Here is a 17,563-nt window from a genome sequence, read left to right on the forward strand (position 1 = left end):
CAATGGATCAGCGATACTGTTTGAGCACCGAACGCCCAAGCGTCAGAATCTGCATTTCATCAGAGCCGCCAGAAACACGGTCCACGCGCAGGTCGCGCCAGAAGCGGGTGATACGGTGATTTCCGGCAATCCCTACGCCGCCCAGCACCTGCATGGAAGAATCGACCACTTCAAAAGCGGCATTCGCGCAGAAGTATTTGCACATGGCGGCATCACCCGAGGTGATAAGTCCGTTGTCGCTCTTCCACGCGGTTTCCAGAAGCATGTTTTTCATCGAATTGAGCTTGATCGCCATGTGGGCAAATTTTTCCTGAATCAGCTGGAAGCGCCCGATGGTTTCGCCAAACTGCACACGCTGATTGGCGTATCGCGCCGCGTCTTCAAAGGCGCACATGGCGGTGCCATAGTTAGTGAGGGCAACGAGGAAACGCTCGTGGTCAAACTCTTCTTTCACGCGGTTAAACCCGTTGCCTTCGCGGCCAAACATGTCTTTTTCATCCAGTTCGACATTATCGAAGGTCAGTTCGCAGCAGCTATCCATGCGCAGGCCGAGTTTTTCCAGCTTGTTGATTTTGATGCCCGGTAAACTCATATCGAGGCACCATTCGGTGAATACCGCTTTATCCGGGGAAGCGGAATCACGCGCCATCACCACCACGTACGGGGTGTAGGCGCTGCTGGTGATAAAGCACTTGCTGCCCGTCAGATAAACTTTGCCGTTTTTGCGGGTATAGGTGGTTTGCAGGCTGCCGACATCGGAACCGGCACCCGGTTCGGTGATGGCGGAGTTCCACATCTGCTTGCCTGTGCCGCGAAACGCCATGATTTTGTCAATTTGCTCCTGGCTGCCTTCACGCAGGAAGGTATTAAACCCGCCGGGAAGTTGATAAAGCACATAGGTCGGCGCACCCAGACGGCCAAGCTCCATCCAGACGGCGGCAAGGGTGACAAACCCGGCGTCCAGCCCACCGTGTTCTTCGGGTATGAGCAGGCTATCGATATCCATATCCGCCAGCGCCTTCACAAAGCGCTCCGGATACACGCTGTCTTTGTCGCACTGAGCGAAATAGGTTTCCCAGTTTTCGCTGGCCATTAATTCACGGATGCCAGCAACAAACAGTTCCTGCTCATCATTGAGTCTAAAATCCATCTCTGTAACCTCTTAATATATTGATTAAATTAGTCTTTCCAGTGCGTTTTTGCGTCTTTGATAAACGAAAGCGTGACCATAATGTTGACGAAGAACAGCGGACAACCCCCGGCGATAATCGCCGTCTGTATGGGTTTTAGCCCGCCGAGTGCCAGCAGCACGATGCCAATCACACCCACCAGCACCGACCAGCCGATACGCACCAGCAATGGCGGTTCGTCACCGTCTTTCATCGAGCGACAGGTCGACATCGCGAGGGTGTAAGAGCAGGCATTGATGAGCGTGACGGTGGCGATAAAGCAGAGAATGAAGAATCCCCAGATAGTGGCGGTTTTGAGCGGCAGCGCGGCCCATGTTTCGATGATGGCGCGCGGCACGCCGTGCAGCTTGATAAGCTCAGGAATGTTGATCACGTTCTGATCGATTAACTGTAAGGTGTTGCTGCCAAGAATGGTCCACAGTAGCCAGGTCGCAGCGGTCAGTCCGGCGACCATGCCGAGGCACAGTTCGCGCACGGTGCGGCCTTTAGAAATACGCGCAAGGAAGATGCTCATCTGGATGGCGTAAATCACCCACCAGGCCCAGTAGAAAACGGTCCACCCCTGTGGGAATCCGCTTTTGGCGATAGGGTCGGTGTAAAACAGCATACGCGGCAGATACATCAACAGCGTACCCACGGAGTCCGTGAAGTAGTTCATGATGAAGCTGGCACCGCTGACGATAAACACCCAGCCGAGGATCAGGAAACTCAGATAGCTGCGGACGTCGCTGGCGATTTTCACCCCTTTTTGCAGGCCGCATGCCACGCAAATGGCATTAAGAATGATCCAGCAGGTGATGATGATGGCATCCAGTTGCAGCGTGTGCGGAATGCCGAACAGGTACTGAATACACTCGGTCACGAGCGGCGTCGCCAGTCCCAGACTGGTGCCCATCGCAAAGATTAACGCCACCAGATAAAAGTTATCGATGATGGTGCCGATAAGCCCGTTGGCGTGTTTTTCCCCCATCAGCGGGACAAGCGTACTACTTGGGCGGATCACATCGATTTTGCGCACAAAGAAGAAGTAAGCGAAGGCCACCGAAAGGAAGCTGTACGTGGCCCATGGCAGCGGCCCCCAGTGCAGCAGGCTGTACGCCAGACCTAACTCTTTCGCCTGCACGGAATAGGGTGCGAGGCCAAACGGCGGGCTGGAGATGTAGTAATAAATCTCAATCGACCCCCAGAACAACACGGCGGCGGAAGTGCAGGAGGCGAACATCATGAAAACCCAGCTGGTGGTGCTGAATTCCGGTGGCTCATCCCCAAGACGTTTTTTGGCATAACGGCCAAAAACCAGCCAGAACCAGCCGCCGAACATCACGACCATGTACCATTCGAAAGCCCAACCCCAAACGTTCGTGACATAACTAAAAACAGCATTAATCACGGTATTGGCGGCACCCAGATCGCGAACCGTAAGCCAACAGAGAATGCCGACGATAATTAGCGGTGGGAAAAAAACTTTTGGCTCTATTCCCACCTTTTTCTTTTCATTGCTCATAGTTAAATTCCGCTTTTATATGGCGTGAATAAGGATATTTAAAATATTCAATTTGTTATTTGTCTAAATTTAAATCGGCTAATTTCATTGCAGGGATGATTTCTCCTGGTGGTATAAAACTCCGCTCTATAATGAGAACTAATAAACGCCTGTTCTGTTAAGTTCGTCACATTTGTTTTTGTCATAACCATTTAATTAACATTTTTATTAAATTACTTAAAAACAATAAGTTGTGTGTTAATTTGTGGTTTTGTTATCTTGCGGCGTTCAATATTGGTGAGTCAGGTAGCAATATTGAATATCCTCCCTTTCTCTCAGCCATATCTTCAATATTGGTGACGAGCGTTTAATTTTTTCAATTTTCAGCATGGTATTTATTTAGCCCATTACTGCAACAAATAACATTTTCATTAATATATCAGGAGATGTAATGAAGATTATTACATGCTACAAAAGCGTGCCCGATGAGCAGGATATTACGGTCAACCCTGGCAATGGTTCATTAGATTTATCTCGCGCCGAATGCAAAATCAGCCAGTACGATCTCAATGCCATTGAAGCCGCTGTTCAACTCAGAGAACAGGTCGCGGATGCACAAATTATTGCCCTGAGCGTGGGTGGAAATGCCCTTAACAATGTGAAAGGGCGCAAAGATGTGCTTTCACGCGGGCCTGATGAGCTGGTGGTGGTGATTGATGAGCAACTGGAACACGCTTTGCCGCATCAGACGGCAGCGACGCTGGCTGCGGCTGCCAATAAACAAGGGTTTGACCTGATCCTGTGCGGTGATGGTTCGGCCGATCTTTATGCTCAGCAGGTGGGTCTGTTGCTGGGCGAGGTCTTGCGCGTCCCGGCGCTCAACGGGATAAAAAAAATCCTCTCTCTGTGTGCCGATACGGTTGTCGTTGAACGCGAACTTGAAGATGAAACCGAAACCCTGGCGATACCGCTGCCTGCGGTGCTCTGCGTGACCACTGATATCAACACCCCGCAAATTCCCTCTATGAAAGCCATCTTAAATGCCGCGAAAAAGCCGGTTCAGGTGTGGATGGCGTCAGATGTGGGCTGCGGGGAAGTCACCGCCTTGTCTGAGCAGCGTATTGCTGCGCCAAAACAAAAAGAACGTTTGCGCGTCATCATCGAAGGAGATGGTGAGGAACAGATCGCGGCACTTGCCGGGCATTTACGCAAAATTATCCAGTAAAAGGGGCAGGTTATGAGCAAGTTTTCAAACGTTTGGGTGTTCAGCGATACCGTGTCCCGCCTGCCGGAACTGATGAGCGGTGCGCAGGCATTGGGGGAGAATATTCAGGTATTCACTGTTGATGCTCAACAGAGCGCGGCGGCGTTTCAACTGGGGGCAAACCAGGTCTGGCAACTGCAAGGCAAGCCGGACGATCGCATTGTCGAAGATTATGCGGATACGCTGGTGCAGACGCTGAAAAGCCAGAGTCAAAGCGGGCTGGTCCTGCTACCTAACAGCCGTCGCGGCAAATTACTCTCGGCAAGACTGGGCGCGCGTCTTGAGGCTGCTGTGGTGAATGATGTCAGCTCGGCTGAGTTTGCCGACGGCGCGTTAGTGGCAAAACATATGGTTTACGGCGGACTTGCGTTTGGTGACGAAACGCTGCATTCGCCTTTCTGCGTGCTGACACTCAGTAGCGGCACTTTCGAGGCGGCGAAGTCTGACAGTGCAAGAAGCGGCACGGCGCAAGCGGTCCAATGGCTGGCTCCTGAAAAAACCATTGTCCGGGGTGAAACCCGCAAGCGTGAAAGTCATGCGGTGTGTCTGGATAAAGCCCGGCTGGTGGTGAGCGTCGGGCGCGGAATTGGCAGCAAAGAGAATATTCCGCTGGCGAGCGCCTTGTGCGAGGCAATTGGCGCTGAGTTGGCCTGTTCGCGGCCGGTCGCAGAAAACGAAAAGTGGATGGAACATGAACGTTATGTCGGCATCTCCAATCTGATCCTCAAACCTGAACTTTACCTTGCCGTGGGGATCTCCGGCCAAATCCAGCACATGGTTGGAGCCAATGGCGCTCAGACTATTGTGGCGATCAATAAAGACAAAAATGCCCCGATCTTCCAGTACGCGGATTACGGCATTGTGGGCGATTTGTGCACCATTCTTCCTACGCTGACACGTCTGTTAGCCCATTAAGCCCATCCGGCAGCACGTAAAAACGCTGCCATCAGATTCAGTTTCAGGAGTGGTTATGTCCGAAGATGTCTTCGATGCCATCATCGTAGGTGCGGGGCTGGCGGGGTCGGTTGCGGCGCTGGTGCTGGCCCGGGAAGGTGCACAGGTTTTACTTATCGAACGCGGGAATTCCGCGGGTGCAAAAAATATGACAGGTGGGCGCATGTACGCCCACAGCCTGGAGCGCATCATCCCAGGTTTCGCTGAACAAGCGCCCATTGAGCGGATGATCACCCACGAAAAACTGTCGTTTCTGACACAAACGCGCGCCATGACAGTGGATTACCACGATGGCGACGCGCCAAAAGCCGCAGAGGTTTCTTACTCGGTCTTGCGCAGCAAATTCGATGCCTGGCTTATGGAGCAGGCAGAAAACGCGGGTGCGCAGTGCATCACAGGCATTCGTGTCGATAAATTAGTGGTCAAAGAAGGCAAAGTTATTGGCGTAGAAGCCGACGGTGATGTGCTTGAAGCCAAAGCGGTGATCCTTGCCGATGGCGTGAATTCCCTGCTTGCCGAACAGTTGGGCATGACGAAACCGGTGGCGGCGGAAAATGTCGCCGTGGGCGTGAAAGAACTGATTGAGCTGCCCAAAGAGGTGCTGCAAAACCGATTCAACTTGCAAGGCAATGAAGGCGCTGCCTGGCTGTTTGCCGGAGCGCCAACCGATGGACTAATGGGCGGCGGTTTTCTCTACACCAACGACAGCACGCTATCCCTCGGACTGGTTTGCGGCCTTCATCACTTGAACGAGGCCAAAAAATCAGTCCCGCAGATGCTGGAAGATTTCAAAAGCCATCCGCTCGTCGCCCCCCTGATTGCCGGCGGCAAGATGGTGGAGTATGGCGCGCATGTCGTGCCCGAAGCGGGTCTGCGGATGCAAACCGAGCTGGTGAGAGATGGCGTGCTGATCGCGGGCGATGCGGCGGGGATGTGCATGAACCTCGGGTTCACCATTCGTGGTATGGATCTGGCGATTTCCTCCGGAGAAGCTGCCGCGAAGACGGTGCTCGGTGCCATGCAGCGTAATGATTTCAGCAAAAAGAGTCTCAGCGAATATCTCACTTTACTGGAAGGTGGGCCGCTGCGGGACATGAAAATGTACCAGAAAATGCCCGCGTTCCTCGATAACCCTCGCATGTTTACACAATATCCGGAAATGGCGATTGGCATAGCCAGCGATCTCTTTACCATCAACGGAAAACCGCCGGTACCGCTGCGTAAAAACATGCTTAAACATGCCAAAAAAGTGGGCTTTATCAACCTGATTAAAGACGGCATTAAAGGAGTCACGGCGCTATGAGCACGCCAGTAAATGTGGATGTCAAACTGGGCATCAATAAATTCAATGTCGATGAACATAACCCGCACATTATTGTTAAATCACAGCCTGACATGCAGGTGATGGCGTTATTAACCAAAGCCTGTCCGGCGGGGCTATATAAGCAGCAAGAAGATGGTTCGGTGCGTTTTGATTATGCCGGGTGTCTTGAGTGCGGCACCTGCCGAATTTTGGGTCTCGGAACGGCACTGGAAAAATGGGAATACCCGCGCGGCACTTTTGGTGTGGAATATCGCTACGGCTGATATTTTCCTGCGCTTAAACGAGGTATTTGTGGTGGTGAAAAAGGAAACGGACATGCAGCCCAGGAAATTTGATGATATTCGCTTTTCGTCCATTCATCGGCGGATCATGCTGTGGGGCAGTGGTGGTCCCTTTCTGGATGGATATGTACTGGTGATTATCGGTGTGGCGTTGCATCAGCTGACGCCAATATTAAAACTCGATGCGCAATGGATTGGCCTGCTCGGGGCAGGAACGCTGGCGGGGCTATTTATTGGCACCTCACTGTTTGGCTATATTTCCGACCGCGTTGGGCGACGCAAAATGTTCCTGGTCGATATTGCCGCCATCGGGCTTATTTCCATCGCCACCATGTTTGTTTCCACCCCCGTTGAGCTTCTGGTGATGCGGGTCTTAATTGGTATTGTCATCGGTGCCGATTACCCCATTGCCACCTCGATGATTACCGAGTTCTCAAGTACCCGCCAGCGGGCTTTCGCGGTCGGGTTTATTGCCGCGATGTGGTATGTCGGGGCGACATGCGCCAACCTGGTTGGGTTCTGGCTTTATGACATGGTAGACGGCTGGCGATGGATGCTGGGCAGCGCCTTTATTCCGTGTCTGATCATTCTGATTGGCCGTTTTGATCTCCCCGAATCCCCGCGCTGGCTGTTGCGTAAAGGGCGGGTCAAAGAGTGCGAGCAGATGATGCTCAAACTGTTCGGTGAACCGCTGGTGTTTGATGACGAACCACAGCGGGAAACGCGTTTCCTCCAGTTGTTTAATAAGCGGCATTTTCCGTTTGTCCTGTTTGTAGCCGTGATCTGGACCTGTCAGGTGATTCCGATGTTCGCGATTTACACCTTTGGCCCGCAAATCGTCGGCCTGTTGGGTTGGGATCAAGGGAAAAATGCAGCTTTAGGGAATGTGGTGATCAGTCTGTTCTTTATGCTGGGCTGCATTCCCGCCATGTACTGGCTCAATTCGCTGGGACGTCGCCCGCTGCTGATCGGCAGTTTTGCGATGATGACCGGGGCGCTGGCGATTCTGGGGTGGGTGGATCATATGCAGATAAGCCTGGTGGTTATCGCCTTTGCTGTGTATGCCTTTTTCTCCGGTGGGCCGGGGATTTTACAGTGGCTGTATCCCAATGAACTTTTCCCCACGGATATTCGCGCCTCAGCGGTCGGGGTGATTATGTCTATTAGCCGGATTGGCACAGTAATTTCGACGTGGGCTTTACCGGTATTTATTGCCCGTTATGGAATAAGCACGGTGATGTTGATGGGTGCCTTTATTTCACTGGTTGGGCTGGCTGTTTCTATTTTATTTGCCCCCGAAACCAAAGGGCTCACTTTAAATGAGACGGGAAAGATATCGCTGGCAATAAAATCCCCTTTGAAATGAGAAGACTTTTTTTTGCTGACTCGATTTTCTTCATATTCTTGAACGGAACTATTTATGTTTCCTCTTGAAATTGATGCGCATCAATAAACGCACTCATGAATCGACGTCTATTTAGGCGCTTAGATTGCATTAAGACAAGTTTTTATAAAAGGTAAGAAAAGAATGGATCGTCCGTTAATTTTGCCTGAAGGCGTGAGTCGTCGTGATTTTATGAAGTTGTGCGCTGCATTGGCCGCGACCATGGGGTTAAGTCAAAAGGCAGCGGCGGAGATGACGGCTGCCGTCGTTTCCGCCGAGCGCCCTCCGGTTATCTGGATTGGAGCGCAGGAATGTACCGGTTGTACTGAATCATTATTACGTTCCACCCATCCCACCCTTGAGAATTTGCTGCTTAATGTGATTTCCCTTGAGTACCACGAGGTGCTTTCGGCGGCGTTCGGCCACCAGGCAGAAGAGAACAAACAGCGGGCGACGGAACGCTATAAAGGGCGTTACGTGCTGGTCGTCGATGGTTCGATTCCCCTCAAAGACGGTGGGATCTACTGCATGGTGGCGGGGAAACCGATTGTGGAGCATATCCGCGAAGTGGCAGAGCATGCGGCGGCGGTAATTGCCATCGGTTCCTGTGCGGCCTGGGGCGGTGTTGCGGCAAGCGGCGTTAATCCTACCGGGGCAGTCAGTCTACAAGAGGTTTTGCCCGGTAAGACGGTGATTAATATCCCGGGCTGCCCGCCAAATCCGCATAACTTTTTGGCGACCGTGGCGCACATCATTACTTACCAGCGCCCTCCGGCACTCGATACCAATAACCGACCTCAATTTGCCTACGGAAGGCTGATCCACGAAAACTGCGAGCGCCGCCCACACTTTGATGCCGGGCGCTTTGCCAAACAGTTTGGCGACGAAGGCCACAGACAGGGATGGTGTCTTTATCACCTCGGCTGCAAAGGGCCGGAAACCTGGGGCAATTGTTCAACACTGGAGTTTTGCGACATCGGCGGCGGTATTTGGCCGGTGGGAATTGGCCACCCTTGCTACGGCTGCAATGAAAAGGGGGTCGGCTTCACCAAAGGTATCTCTCAGTTGGCGAATGTTGAAAACCCTACGCCGCGCAGTGCAAAACCTGAAATCACCAGTCAGGAGGGGGGAAATATCAGCCTGACATCGGTGGGGCTGCTGGGCGGCGTGGTCGGGCTGGTCGCGGGCGTCAGTCTGATGACGGTGAAAGAACTGGGGCGGCAGCGCAAGGATCGTCAGGATCCACCCGAGGGGGAGTGAGCCGTGAACAGACGCAATTTTTTAAAACTCGCCTCCGCAGGTGCGTTGCTCGCCGGTGGGACTTCTTCGGCACAGGCCGCGGCAGAAAATAAGCCGCCAATCCCTGGCGCGTTGGGGATGCTTTATGACTCCACGCTGTGCATCGGCTGCCAGGCGTGCGTCAGCGAATGCCAGCGCGTCAATCATACTGATGCACCGCACGGCGACACCTACGCTTATGCGGGAACTGAACCCACCTGGTCGAACAATGACAAACTCAGCCCCTACACCAACAACATTATTCAGGTATGGCGTAACGGCAAAGGCGAACACAAAGATCGGTTAGCCGACGGTTATGCCTATATCAAAAAACAGTGCATGCACTGTGTGGACCCCAACTGCGTTTCAGTCTGCCCGGTGCAGGCGATGCGCAAAGATCCCAAAACCGGCATTGTCCATTACAACCCCGACGTCTGCACCGGCTGCCGTTACTGCATGGTCGGCTGCCCGTTCAATGTGCCGAAATACGATTACGACAACCCGTTCGGCAAAATTCATAAATGCGAACTGTGCAATCAAAAGGGCGTTGAACGCCTGGATAAAGGTGAGCTTCCTGGTTGCGTTGCGGTGTGTCCTACCGGGGCGGTGATTTTCGGCACCCGTGAAGAACTGCTGGATGAAGCGAAACGCCGACTCAACGGCAAAGCCGGTGAAAACACCCGCTATCCGCGCCAGACGATTGCGCATGACAGCTACGAACATCCCATCGCCCATTACCAGCCGCATATCTACGGCGAAAAAGAGGGTGGCGGTACTCAGGTTTTGGTGCTGGCGGGCGTGCCTTTCGACAAGCTGGGCTTGCCTGCGCTGGCGGATTTGTCTACCGGGGCGCGTTCGGAACATGTCCAGCACTCCCTGTACAAAGGCATGGTACTGCCGTTTGCCGCGCTGGCGGGGATCACTTTTATGGTGCAGCGCAATATGCGCAATGAGCAGCGCAAGGACAAAGAGGATCAAGACGATGAGTAACACGAAGCCTCTTGGCGGGCGGTTGGTGAGCTGGCCGGTGATGCTGCTGGCTCCTTTTGCCGTCCTTTGCCTGCTGCTGATCGTCAAACGTCTGGTCTTTGGACTGGGGAATGTCTCTGATTTAAACGGTGGTTATCCGTGGGGGATCTGGATTGCCTTTGACCTGCTGGTGGGCACCGGCCTGGCCTGCGGTGGCTGGGCGCTCGCCTGGGCGGTGTATGTCTTCAACCGTGGTCAATATCACCCGCTGGTGCGCCCGGCGCTATTAGCCAGTTTGTTCGGCTATTCCCTCGGCGGTTTGTCTATCACGATTGACGTCGGGCGTTACTGGAACCTGCCGTATTTCTATATCCCCGGCCATTTCAACACCAACTCAGTGCTGTTTGAAACTGCCGTCTGCATGACGATTTACATCGGCATTGTGACGCTGGAATTTGCCCCGGCGTTGTTGGAACGCCTCGGCTGGAAGAAACCGCTGCGCTTGCTGAATAAAGCGATGTTTTTGATTATCGCGCTGGGTGCGTTGCTGCCGTCGATGCACCAGTCGTCGATGGGATCGCTGATGATTGCCGCAGGCTACAAGGTGCATCCGCTGTGGCAAAGCTATGAACTGCTACCGGTATTTTCGCTGCTGACCGCCGCCATTCTTGGCTTTTCGATTGTGATTTTCGAAGGCTCGCTGGTGCAGGCTGGGCTGCGGGGAAGAGGAGTGAACGAGACGCCGCTGTTTACCCGCCTGACGCGGCTCACTGAGATCTTCTTGCTGTTGTTTATCGTTTTACGCGTAGGCGAAATCATCGTGCGCCAAAAAACAGCGTATCTGTGGCATCTCGACCGTTTTGCGTTGTCGTTCTGGGCCGAAATGGCACTGATGCTCTTCCCGCTGGTGATTTTCCGCTGGAAGCGCAACCGCAAAGATCCGCGTCTGCTGTTTCTCGGGGCTTTAAGCATGGTGTGCGGCGCGGCCTTCTGGCGGCTGAATTACGCGCTGCTGGCTTACAACCCAGGTAACGGTTACGCCTATTTCCCGACCGCCAGCGAATTGCTGATCTCCATCGGCTTTGTCGCCATTGAAGTGTGTGCCTACATTTTGCTCATCAGACTTTTACCTGTCCTGCCAGAGCAACACCGTCATAGCGAAAATAACGAAACTAAAAATTCAGGGGAAGTTCATGAGCCAACGCATCACCATTGATCCTGTCACGCGCATTGAGGGACATCTGCGCATCGACTGTGAAATTGAAGAGGGGAAAGTCGTTAAGGCCTGGTCTTCCGGGACGATGTGGCGCGGCATGGAAGAGATTGTCAAAGGCAACGACCCACGCGATGCCTGGATGATCGTCCAGCGTATTTGCGGGGTTTGCACCACCATTCACGGGCTGGCCTCGGTGCGCGCGGTGGAAAATGCCCTGAGGATGGAAGTGCCGGTCAACGCGCAATACATTCGCAATATCATTTCAGCGGCCCACAGCATTCACGACCATATCGTGCATTTCTATCAGCTTTCGGCGCTGGATTGGGTTGATGTCACCTCCGCACTTAAGGCCGATCCGCAGAAAGCCGCAGATATGTTACGCGGTTTGTCCCAATGGCCGCTGAACAGCGCAGCCGAGTTTCTTGCGGTGCAGAACAAAATCAAAGCGCTGGTAGATAGCGGGCAACTGGGCATTTTTGCCAACGGTTACTGGGGGCATCCGGCGATGACACTGCCGCCGGAAGTGAATCTGATTGCTGTGGCGCACTATTTACAGGCGCTGGAGTGCCAACGTGACGCGAACCGCATTGTCGCGGTGCTCGGCGGCAAGACGCCGCATATCCAGAACCTGGCCGTGGGCGGCGTGGCGAACCCGATAAATCTGGACTCCCCAGGCGTGCTAAACCTTGAACGCCTGATGTACCTGAAAAGCTTTATCGACAAACTGGGGGATTTTATCGAGCAGGTTTATCTGGTCGATACTGCGATTATCGCCGCGCATTATCCGCAGTGGCTGACGATGGGTAAGGGCGCGGATTGCTATCTCTGTGTCCCTGAATTGCCAGTCGATCGTAAAAGTGAGCACTATCTGCTGCCGGGCGGTTATCTGGAAAACGGCAAATTCCGGCCGATTGCCACGCAACAGGATGCGTATCTACAACAGGGCATTGAGGAAAGCGGCAAACACGCCTGGTATCAGGATGACCAACCGCTGGCCCCCTGGGAAGGGCTGACGCGGCCGAACTACACCGGCTGGCAGGAAGATGGGAAATACTCCTGGGTTAAAGCGCCAACATTTTACGGCAAAACCGTGGAGATGGGACCGCTCGCGTGGTTGCAGTGTAGCCTGCAAGCCGGGCATCAGCCTACGCAGCAGGTATTTAGCCAGTTCACCGGGATGATGAAAACCCTGACCGGAGAAACGCTTAAAACCGAACAGCTTGAATCTACATTAGGGCGCGTGGTCGGGCGTACGGTTCATGCCTGCGTGCTGCATCAGACTCTCAGTCAGCAGTGGCAAGCGCTGGTCACTAATATTGGCACCGGCGACCACGAAACCTTTATTCCACCAAACATTCCCGCTACCGGTGAAATCCGCGGCGTCGGGTTTATCGAGGCACCGCGCGGGGCTTTGTCGCACTGGGTGGTGATCAAAGACGGCAAAATCGCAAACTATCAGGCGGTTGTACCTTCTACGTGGAATGCCGGGCCGCGCAATTTCAACGATGAGCCTGGCCCGTATGAGCGTGCTCTGGTCGGTACTCCTGTGAGTGACCCGGCTAAACCGCTGGAAGTGGTGCGAACCATTCATTCGTTCGATCCCTGTATGTCGTGCGCCGTTCACATCGTCGATGCCACCGGCGGTGAAGTGACCCGCGTTAAGGTGTTGTGATGAGTATTCTGGTGTTGGGCATAGGCAATTTATTGTTGGGTGACGAAGCGATAGGCGTGCGAATCGTCGAGGCGCTTGAGCAACGCTATCTGCTGCCACCGCACGTTGAAGTGCTCGATGGCGGCACCTCGGGCATGGACCTGATGGACGTGATGGCGAATCGCGACCATTTGATTGTCGCCGATGCGGTACTCACCGGGGACGAGCCTGGGAGTGTCGTGGTGCTTCGTGATGATGAAATCCCGGCGATGTTTACCCGCAAGGTTTCGCCTCATCAGCTTGGGCTTGCCGATGTGCTGATGGCGCTGCGCCTGACCGATGAGTTCCCGGCAAAACTGACGTTGGTTGGCGTGGTGCCACAGACCCTGGCGCCGGGAATTGCTTTGTCGCCGGTCGTGCGTCAGGCGATTGAACCTGCGTTGCAGCAAATTATGGCGGCGTTGCACGCCGAGGGCGTGAGCATGATTAGTGCGGAGGTGTCAGATGTTGCCGGGCATTAACGGGTTTACGCACGACCCCTCCACTTTGCTCGAAGACGCGTTTCAGGCCGTCGCGCAGAAACAAATGCGCCAGTTGCCATTTTATCGGGCGCATATTCCTGTTAGAGCCTGCTGTTTTCAGCTGTTCGAGCATCAATGGCTGGGCAGCATGCTGACGCCCTGGATGCTCAGTTTAATGGTGTTACCAGGGCCAGGTCAGGTGTGGCCGATGCGCATCGTGGGGGAAAAACTGGCGCTTATACTTCCCTGCGGCAATGTTCGTTTTACCGTCGGGGAAATGGACGGTTGTGGGCAATATCTGGCTGCTTCGCTGATGTCACCCCTGGAAAAACAGCTCTCTGTGGACACGATGATCATGCTCGCGGAGCAGACCGCCAGAATGGCGCTGTCATTGCCGGTGGTGGATAGCACTCAGCCTGAAAATCCAGGGCGCAGGGCTTTTTTCCGTATGCCAGTCGGGAGTCCCGAAGGTGCATGAACTCAGCCTCTGTCTCAATATGGTGGAGCTCATCGAGCAACAGGCAAGGCTGCACGGCGCACAAAAAGTGACGCAGGTGTGGCTGGAGCTTGGGGCGCTGGCCTGCATTGAAGAGCAGGCGCTGCGCTTTAGTTTTGCCAGTGCCACTCGCGGCACGCTGGCAGAAAACAGTGAGCTTCGCCTTAGTCATCTTCCTGCTTTGGCGTGGTGCTGGGATTGCAGTCACAGCGTGCAGATTGAAAAGCACACCAGCCCGTGTCCGTTGTGCGGGGGTCGCAAGCTGAGTATTGAGACGGGCGAAAGTCTGCGTATTAAACAGCTGGAAATTGAATAACCACGCAGCGGAGGAATAAGTATGTGTATCGGTGTGCCCGCAAAAATTATTGAGGTAGGTGAGGATTGTCATCATTTCGCCAGCGCCGAGGTGTCGGGCGTAACAGTCAAAATCAATATCTCGCTGGTGTGTGAAGGTTCGCCCCAGGAGTTGGTCGGGCGTTGGGTTTTGCTGCATGTTGGGTTCGCCATGAGCCTGTTGGATGAGCAAGAGGCATTGAACACGCTCGAAGCGCTTAAAGCGATGCAGATGGTTTGACAGGCAAAGGAAAATAACTTTAAGGAGAACCAAAGATGCGTTTTACAACTAAGACTGTTGTTTCACTTTTTGCGCTGTTTCCGGCACTGGCATTGGCTCATACGGGCCAGGATAGTGGGGCGCACCACACTTTAAGTTTCAGTGAAGGTTTTCTCCATCCGCTGACCGGAGCCGATCATCTGGTTGTCATGCTGTTGGTCGGTGTCTGGAGCGCCATGAATACCCGGCAATGGTGGCTTGCGCCGCTGGTGTTCGCCTGGCTTTTATTGACCGGGGCACTGGCGGGTATGGCCGGTCTTACCCTGAGCGGAACGGAATTTATTGTTGCCACTTCGCTGCTGGGGTTGGGCGTGATGGTGGCGCTGCAAATGAAGCTCCCTGAAGCAACGGGCGCGTTAGTCATCGGTGCTTTTGCGATTTTCCACGGGCTGGCGCACGGTGCGGAACTCTCGCACTCTTTAGCCGCGCTTTCAGGGATGGTCCTCGCCACAGCGGGGCTGCATCTGGCGGGGCTTGGCATTGGCTGGCTGTTGATTCGCTCGTCAGTCAAACACGGTGCGTCGCGTGTGCTGGGTGCTTTCGCATCGTTAATCGGCATCGGACTGCTCGCGGGGATGATCTAAGGCGTTTAGCCCTTTTCTTTATGAGTTCTTTATGGGCGACTTTACGGCAAAGCGCCTGAATTTGCAGCAGGCTGTCAATATTTGTTGACACAGCGCTTCCCGCAGCATGGGAACTGTCTTATCATCCAGAGGTTAATAGCTATGAGGATGATATTCCCATGCGTCTTGAAGTCTTTTGTGAAGACCGTCTCGGTCTGACTCGAGAATTACTGGATTTACTGGTACTGCGTAGTATCGATTTACGAGGTATCGAAATTGACCCCATCGGGCGAATCTACCTGAATTTTTCTACCCTCGATTTTGATACTTTCAGCAGCCTGATGGCTGAAATTCGTCGCATCCCGGGAGTGACGGATGTGCGTACCGTGCCGTGGATGCCTTCCGAGCGCGAACATCGTGCGTTAAGCGCCTTGCTTGAAGCGCTACCTGAGCCAGTGCTGTCGCTGGATATGAAAAGCAAAGTTGAGCTGGCGAACCCGGCGAGCTGTGCACTGTTCGGCCAAAACGAAGACAAGTTGCGTAACCATAACGCCGCGAGCCTGGTGAACGGTTTTAACTTTATGCGTTGGCTGGAAAGTGCGCCGACGGAATCTCATACCGAACATGTGGTGATTAACGGGCAGAATTTCCTGATGGAAATCACGCCGGTTCATCTTGATAGCGAAAACGAAGGCGCGACGTTAGTCGGCGCGGTGGTGATGCTGCGTTCAACCGTCCGCATGGGGCGCCAGCTCCAGAACCTCTCTAATACCGATGTCGGCGCGTTTAGCCAGATTGTCGCGGTCAGCCCGAAAATGCGCCATGTCGTTGATCAGGCACATAAACTGGCATTGCTGAATGCACCACTGCTGATTGTGGGTGATACCGGGACCGGTAAAGATTTGCTGGCTCATGCTTGCCATCTTGGCAGCCCACGGGCGCAGAAACCGTATCTGGCGCTCAATTGCGGCTCGATGCCGGATGACGTGGTTGAAAGCGAATTGTTTGGCCATGCGTCAGGCGCATACGCCAATGCCGTCGAAGGTAAAAAGGGCTTCTTTGAGCAGGCAAACGGTGGCTCGGTTCTGCTGGATGAAATTGGTGAAATGTCGCCGCGCATGCAAACAAAACTGCTGCGTTTCCTCAACGACGGGACATTCCGCCGCGTGGGTGAGGAGCATGAAGTTCATGTCGATGTGCGCGTGATTTGTGCGACGCAAAAGAACCTGATTGAAATGGTGCAAAAAGGCGAATTCCGTGAAGATCTCTATTATCGCCTGAACGTCCTCACTCTGAATTTGCCGCCGTTGCGTGACCGCCCGCAAGATATCATGCCGCTGACCGAGCTGTTTGTGGCCCGTTTTGCCGATGAACAAGGTGTTCCGCGTCCGAAACTGGCCAATGACTTAAGTAATGTGTTAACGCGTTATGGTTGGCCGGGCAACGTGCGTCAGTTAAAGAATGCGATCTACCGCGCATTAACCCAACTGGAAGGGTACGAATTACGTCCGCAAGACATTTTGCTGCCAGATTTTGATACCGCGAGTTTAGTGGTTGGGGAAGAGGCAATGGAAGGGTCGCTGGATGATATTACCAGCCGCTTTGAGCGTTCGGTGCTCACACAGCTTTATCGTACTTATCCAAGTACGCGCAAGTTGGCTAAACGTTTGGGCGTTTCGCACACCGCGATTGCGAACAAATTACGTGAATACGGCCTGAGCCAGCGTAAAACAGAAGAGTAATCAATATGCCCCCGGTTCGCGGGGGCATTCACACTTAAGCCTTCAGAGCTTCCAGTGCTGCGGCATAATCTGGCTCATTAGTGATTTCGTTCACTAACTCGCTGAATACCACTTCGTCTTTCTCATTGAGAACCACAACAGCGCGAGCCGTCAGGCCTTTCAGTGCGCCTTCAGAAATACCCACACCGTATGCTTGCTGGAACTCTGGATTACGCAGAGTAGACAGTGTGACAACATTGCTCAGACCTTCTGCGCCGCAGAAGCGAGATTGTGCAAATGGCAGGTCAGCGGAAACACACAGTACAACGGTGTTATCCATCTCTGTCGCCAGTTGGTTGAATTTGCGCACGGAAGCCGCACAAACGCCGGTATCAATGCTTGGGAAAATGTTCAGGACTTTACGTTTTCCATCGAACTGGCTCAAAGTAACATCAGAGAGATCTTTTGCTACCAGAGAGAAGGCTTCAGCTTTGTTGCCAGCTTGTGGGATCTGACCTGCAACCGCTACAGGGTTGCCCTGGAAATGAACGATTTGTGACATGTTTGATTTTCCTGTTTACATATAATTAACGCCGCCCACAGTGTATGTCAGTATTCATCGTCTGAATATAAAAAACTGATACTGCAAGTAAAA

The 17,563-nt window shown here is 53.5% G+C and carries 18 protein-coding genes; 15 read left to right on the top strand and 3 right to left on the bottom strand.

Annotated elements, in window-relative coordinates; translation table 11 throughout:
- Positions 1 to 7: 7 nt before the first annotated feature.
- Positions 8 to 1,150 carry a crotonobetainyl-CoA dehydrogenase gene (gene caiA / locus DY231_RS11620; RefSeq protein WP_115628497.1) on the bottom strand — a complete coding sequence of 381 codons (1,143 nt, stop codon included), beginning with the start codon at positions 1,148 to 1,150 and terminating at the stop codon, positions 8 to 10.
- A gap of 29 nt (positions 1,151 to 1,179) precedes the next feature.
- The gene (caiT, locus tag DY231_RS11625) at positions 1,180 to 2,694 is read right to left on the bottom strand and encodes an L-carnitine/gamma-butyrobetaine antiporter (protein ID WP_115628498.1); all 1,515 of its coding nucleotides are present in this window, start codon (positions 2,692 to 2,694) and stop codon (positions 1,180 to 1,182) included.
- A 430-nt stretch (positions 2,695 to 3,124) separates the two neighbouring features.
- Here caiT and fixA point away from each other — a divergent pair, with 430 nt between their 5' ends.
- The 15 genes from fixA to tyrR all read left to right on the top strand — a co-directional run bounded on the left by fixA (position 3,125) and on the right by tyrR (position 16,929).
- On the top strand, positions 3,125 to 3,898 hold the full coding sequence (fixA, locus tag DY231_RS11630; protein WP_115628499.1) for a putative electron transfer flavoprotein FixA: 774 nt from the start codon (positions 3,125 to 3,127) through the stop codon (positions 3,896 to 3,898).
- 12 nt (positions 3,899 to 3,910) lie between these two features.
- A complete protein-coding gene (locus DY231_RS11635; protein ID WP_115628500.1) occupies positions 3,911 to 4,852 on the top strand; it encodes an FAD-binding protein in 942 nt (313 codons plus the stop codon).
- A gap of 55 nt (positions 4,853 to 4,907) precedes the next feature.
- Complete coding sequence (gene fixC, locus DY231_RS11640) at positions 4,908 to 6,194, top strand: FAD-dependent oxidoreductase FixC (protein ID WP_115628501.1); 1,287 nt, start codon at positions 4,908 to 4,910, stop codon at positions 6,192 to 6,194.
- Positions 6,191 to 6,478: a ferredoxin-like protein FixX gene (fixX, locus tag DY231_RS11645; protein WP_115628502.1), complete on the top strand. Its 288-nt coding sequence runs from the start codon at positions 6,191 to 6,193 to the stop codon at positions 6,476 to 6,478. The genes fixC and fixX overlap by 4 nt, the downstream gene beginning before the upstream one ends.
- A 52-nt stretch (positions 6,479 to 6,530) precedes the next feature.
- Positions 6,531 to 7,862, top strand: a complete 1,332-nt coding sequence (locus DY231_RS11650) for an MFS transporter (RefSeq protein WP_115631828.1) — start codon at positions 6,531 to 6,533, stop codon at positions 7,860 to 7,862.
- 162 nt (positions 7,863 to 8,024) lie between these two features.
- Positions 8,025 to 9,140, top strand: a complete 1,116-nt coding sequence (hybO, locus tag DY231_RS11655; RefSeq protein ID WP_115628503.1) for a hydrogenase 2 small subunit — start codon at positions 8,025 to 8,027, stop codon at positions 9,138 to 9,140.
- A gap of 3 nt (positions 9,141 to 9,143) precedes the next feature.
- A complete protein-coding gene (gene hybA / locus DY231_RS11660) occupies positions 9,144 to 10,148 on the top strand; it encodes a hydrogenase 2 operon protein HybA (RefSeq protein ID WP_115628504.1) in 1,005 nt (334 codons plus the stop codon).
- Positions 10,141 to 11,343, top strand: coding sequence for a Ni/Fe-hydrogenase cytochrome b subunit (gene hybB / locus DY231_RS11665; RefSeq protein WP_115628505.1), 1,203 nt, complete (start codon positions 10,141 to 10,143; stop codon positions 11,341 to 11,343). The genes hybA and hybB overlap by 8 nt, the downstream gene beginning before the upstream one ends.
- Positions 11,321 to 13,015 (top strand): hydrogenase 2 large subunit, encoded by a 1,695-nt coding sequence (hybC, locus tag DY231_RS11670; RefSeq protein WP_115628506.1) that lies wholly within the window; start codon positions 11,321 to 11,323, stop codon positions 13,013 to 13,015. Before hybB ends, hybC begins: the two co-directional genes overlap by 23 nt.
- Positions 13,015 to 13,515 (top strand): HyaD/HybD family hydrogenase maturation endopeptidase, encoded by a 501-nt coding sequence (locus DY231_RS11675; protein ID WP_115628507.1) that lies wholly within the window; start codon positions 13,015 to 13,017, stop codon positions 13,513 to 13,515. Before hybC ends, DY231_RS11675 begins: the two co-directional genes overlap by 1 nt.
- Complete coding sequence (gene hybE, locus DY231_RS11680) at positions 13,499 to 13,993, top strand: hydrogenase-2 assembly chaperone (protein ID WP_115628508.1); 495 nt, start codon at positions 13,499 to 13,501, stop codon at positions 13,991 to 13,993. Before DY231_RS11675 ends, hybE begins: the two co-directional genes overlap by 17 nt.
- Positions 13,986 to 14,327 carry a hydrogenase maturation nickel metallochaperone HypA gene (hypA, locus tag DY231_RS11685; RefSeq protein WP_115628509.1) on the top strand — a complete coding sequence of 114 codons (342 nt, stop codon included), beginning with the start codon at positions 13,986 to 13,988 and terminating at the stop codon, positions 14,325 to 14,327. The genes hybE and hypA overlap by 8 nt, the downstream gene beginning before the upstream one ends.
- Positions 14,328 to 14,348: 21 nt before the next feature.
- Positions 14,349 to 14,585, top strand: a complete 237-nt coding sequence (gene hybG / locus DY231_RS11690) for a hydrogenase maturation factor HybG (protein ID WP_115628510.1) — start codon at positions 14,349 to 14,351, stop codon at positions 14,583 to 14,585.
- A 35-nt stretch (positions 14,586 to 14,620) separates the two neighbouring features.
- Positions 14,621 to 15,208: a HupE/UreJ family protein gene (locus DY231_RS11695; protein ID WP_115628511.1), complete on the top strand. Its 588-nt coding sequence runs from the start codon at positions 14,621 to 14,623 to the stop codon at positions 15,206 to 15,208.
- 158 nt (positions 15,209 to 15,366) lie between these two features.
- Positions 15,367 to 16,929, top strand: a complete 1,563-nt coding sequence (gene tyrR / locus DY231_RS11700; RefSeq protein WP_115628512.1) for a transcriptional regulator TyrR — start codon at positions 15,367 to 15,369, stop codon at positions 16,927 to 16,929.
- Positions 16,930 to 16,963: 34 nt separating this feature from the next.
- Here tyrR and tpx read toward each other — a convergent pair whose 3' ends face one another.
- Positions 16,964 to 17,470, bottom strand: coding sequence for a thiol peroxidase (gene tpx / locus DY231_RS11705; protein WP_034495560.1), 507 nt, complete (start codon positions 17,468 to 17,470; stop codon positions 16,964 to 16,966).
- Between the last annotated feature and the right edge of the window lie 93 nt (positions 17,471 to 17,563).

Origin of the sequence: Buttiauxella agrestis, assembly GCF_900446255.1 — a bacterium.
Lineage (GTDB): Bacteria > Pseudomonadota > Gammaproteobacteria > Enterobacterales > Enterobacteriaceae > Buttiauxella > Buttiauxella agrestis.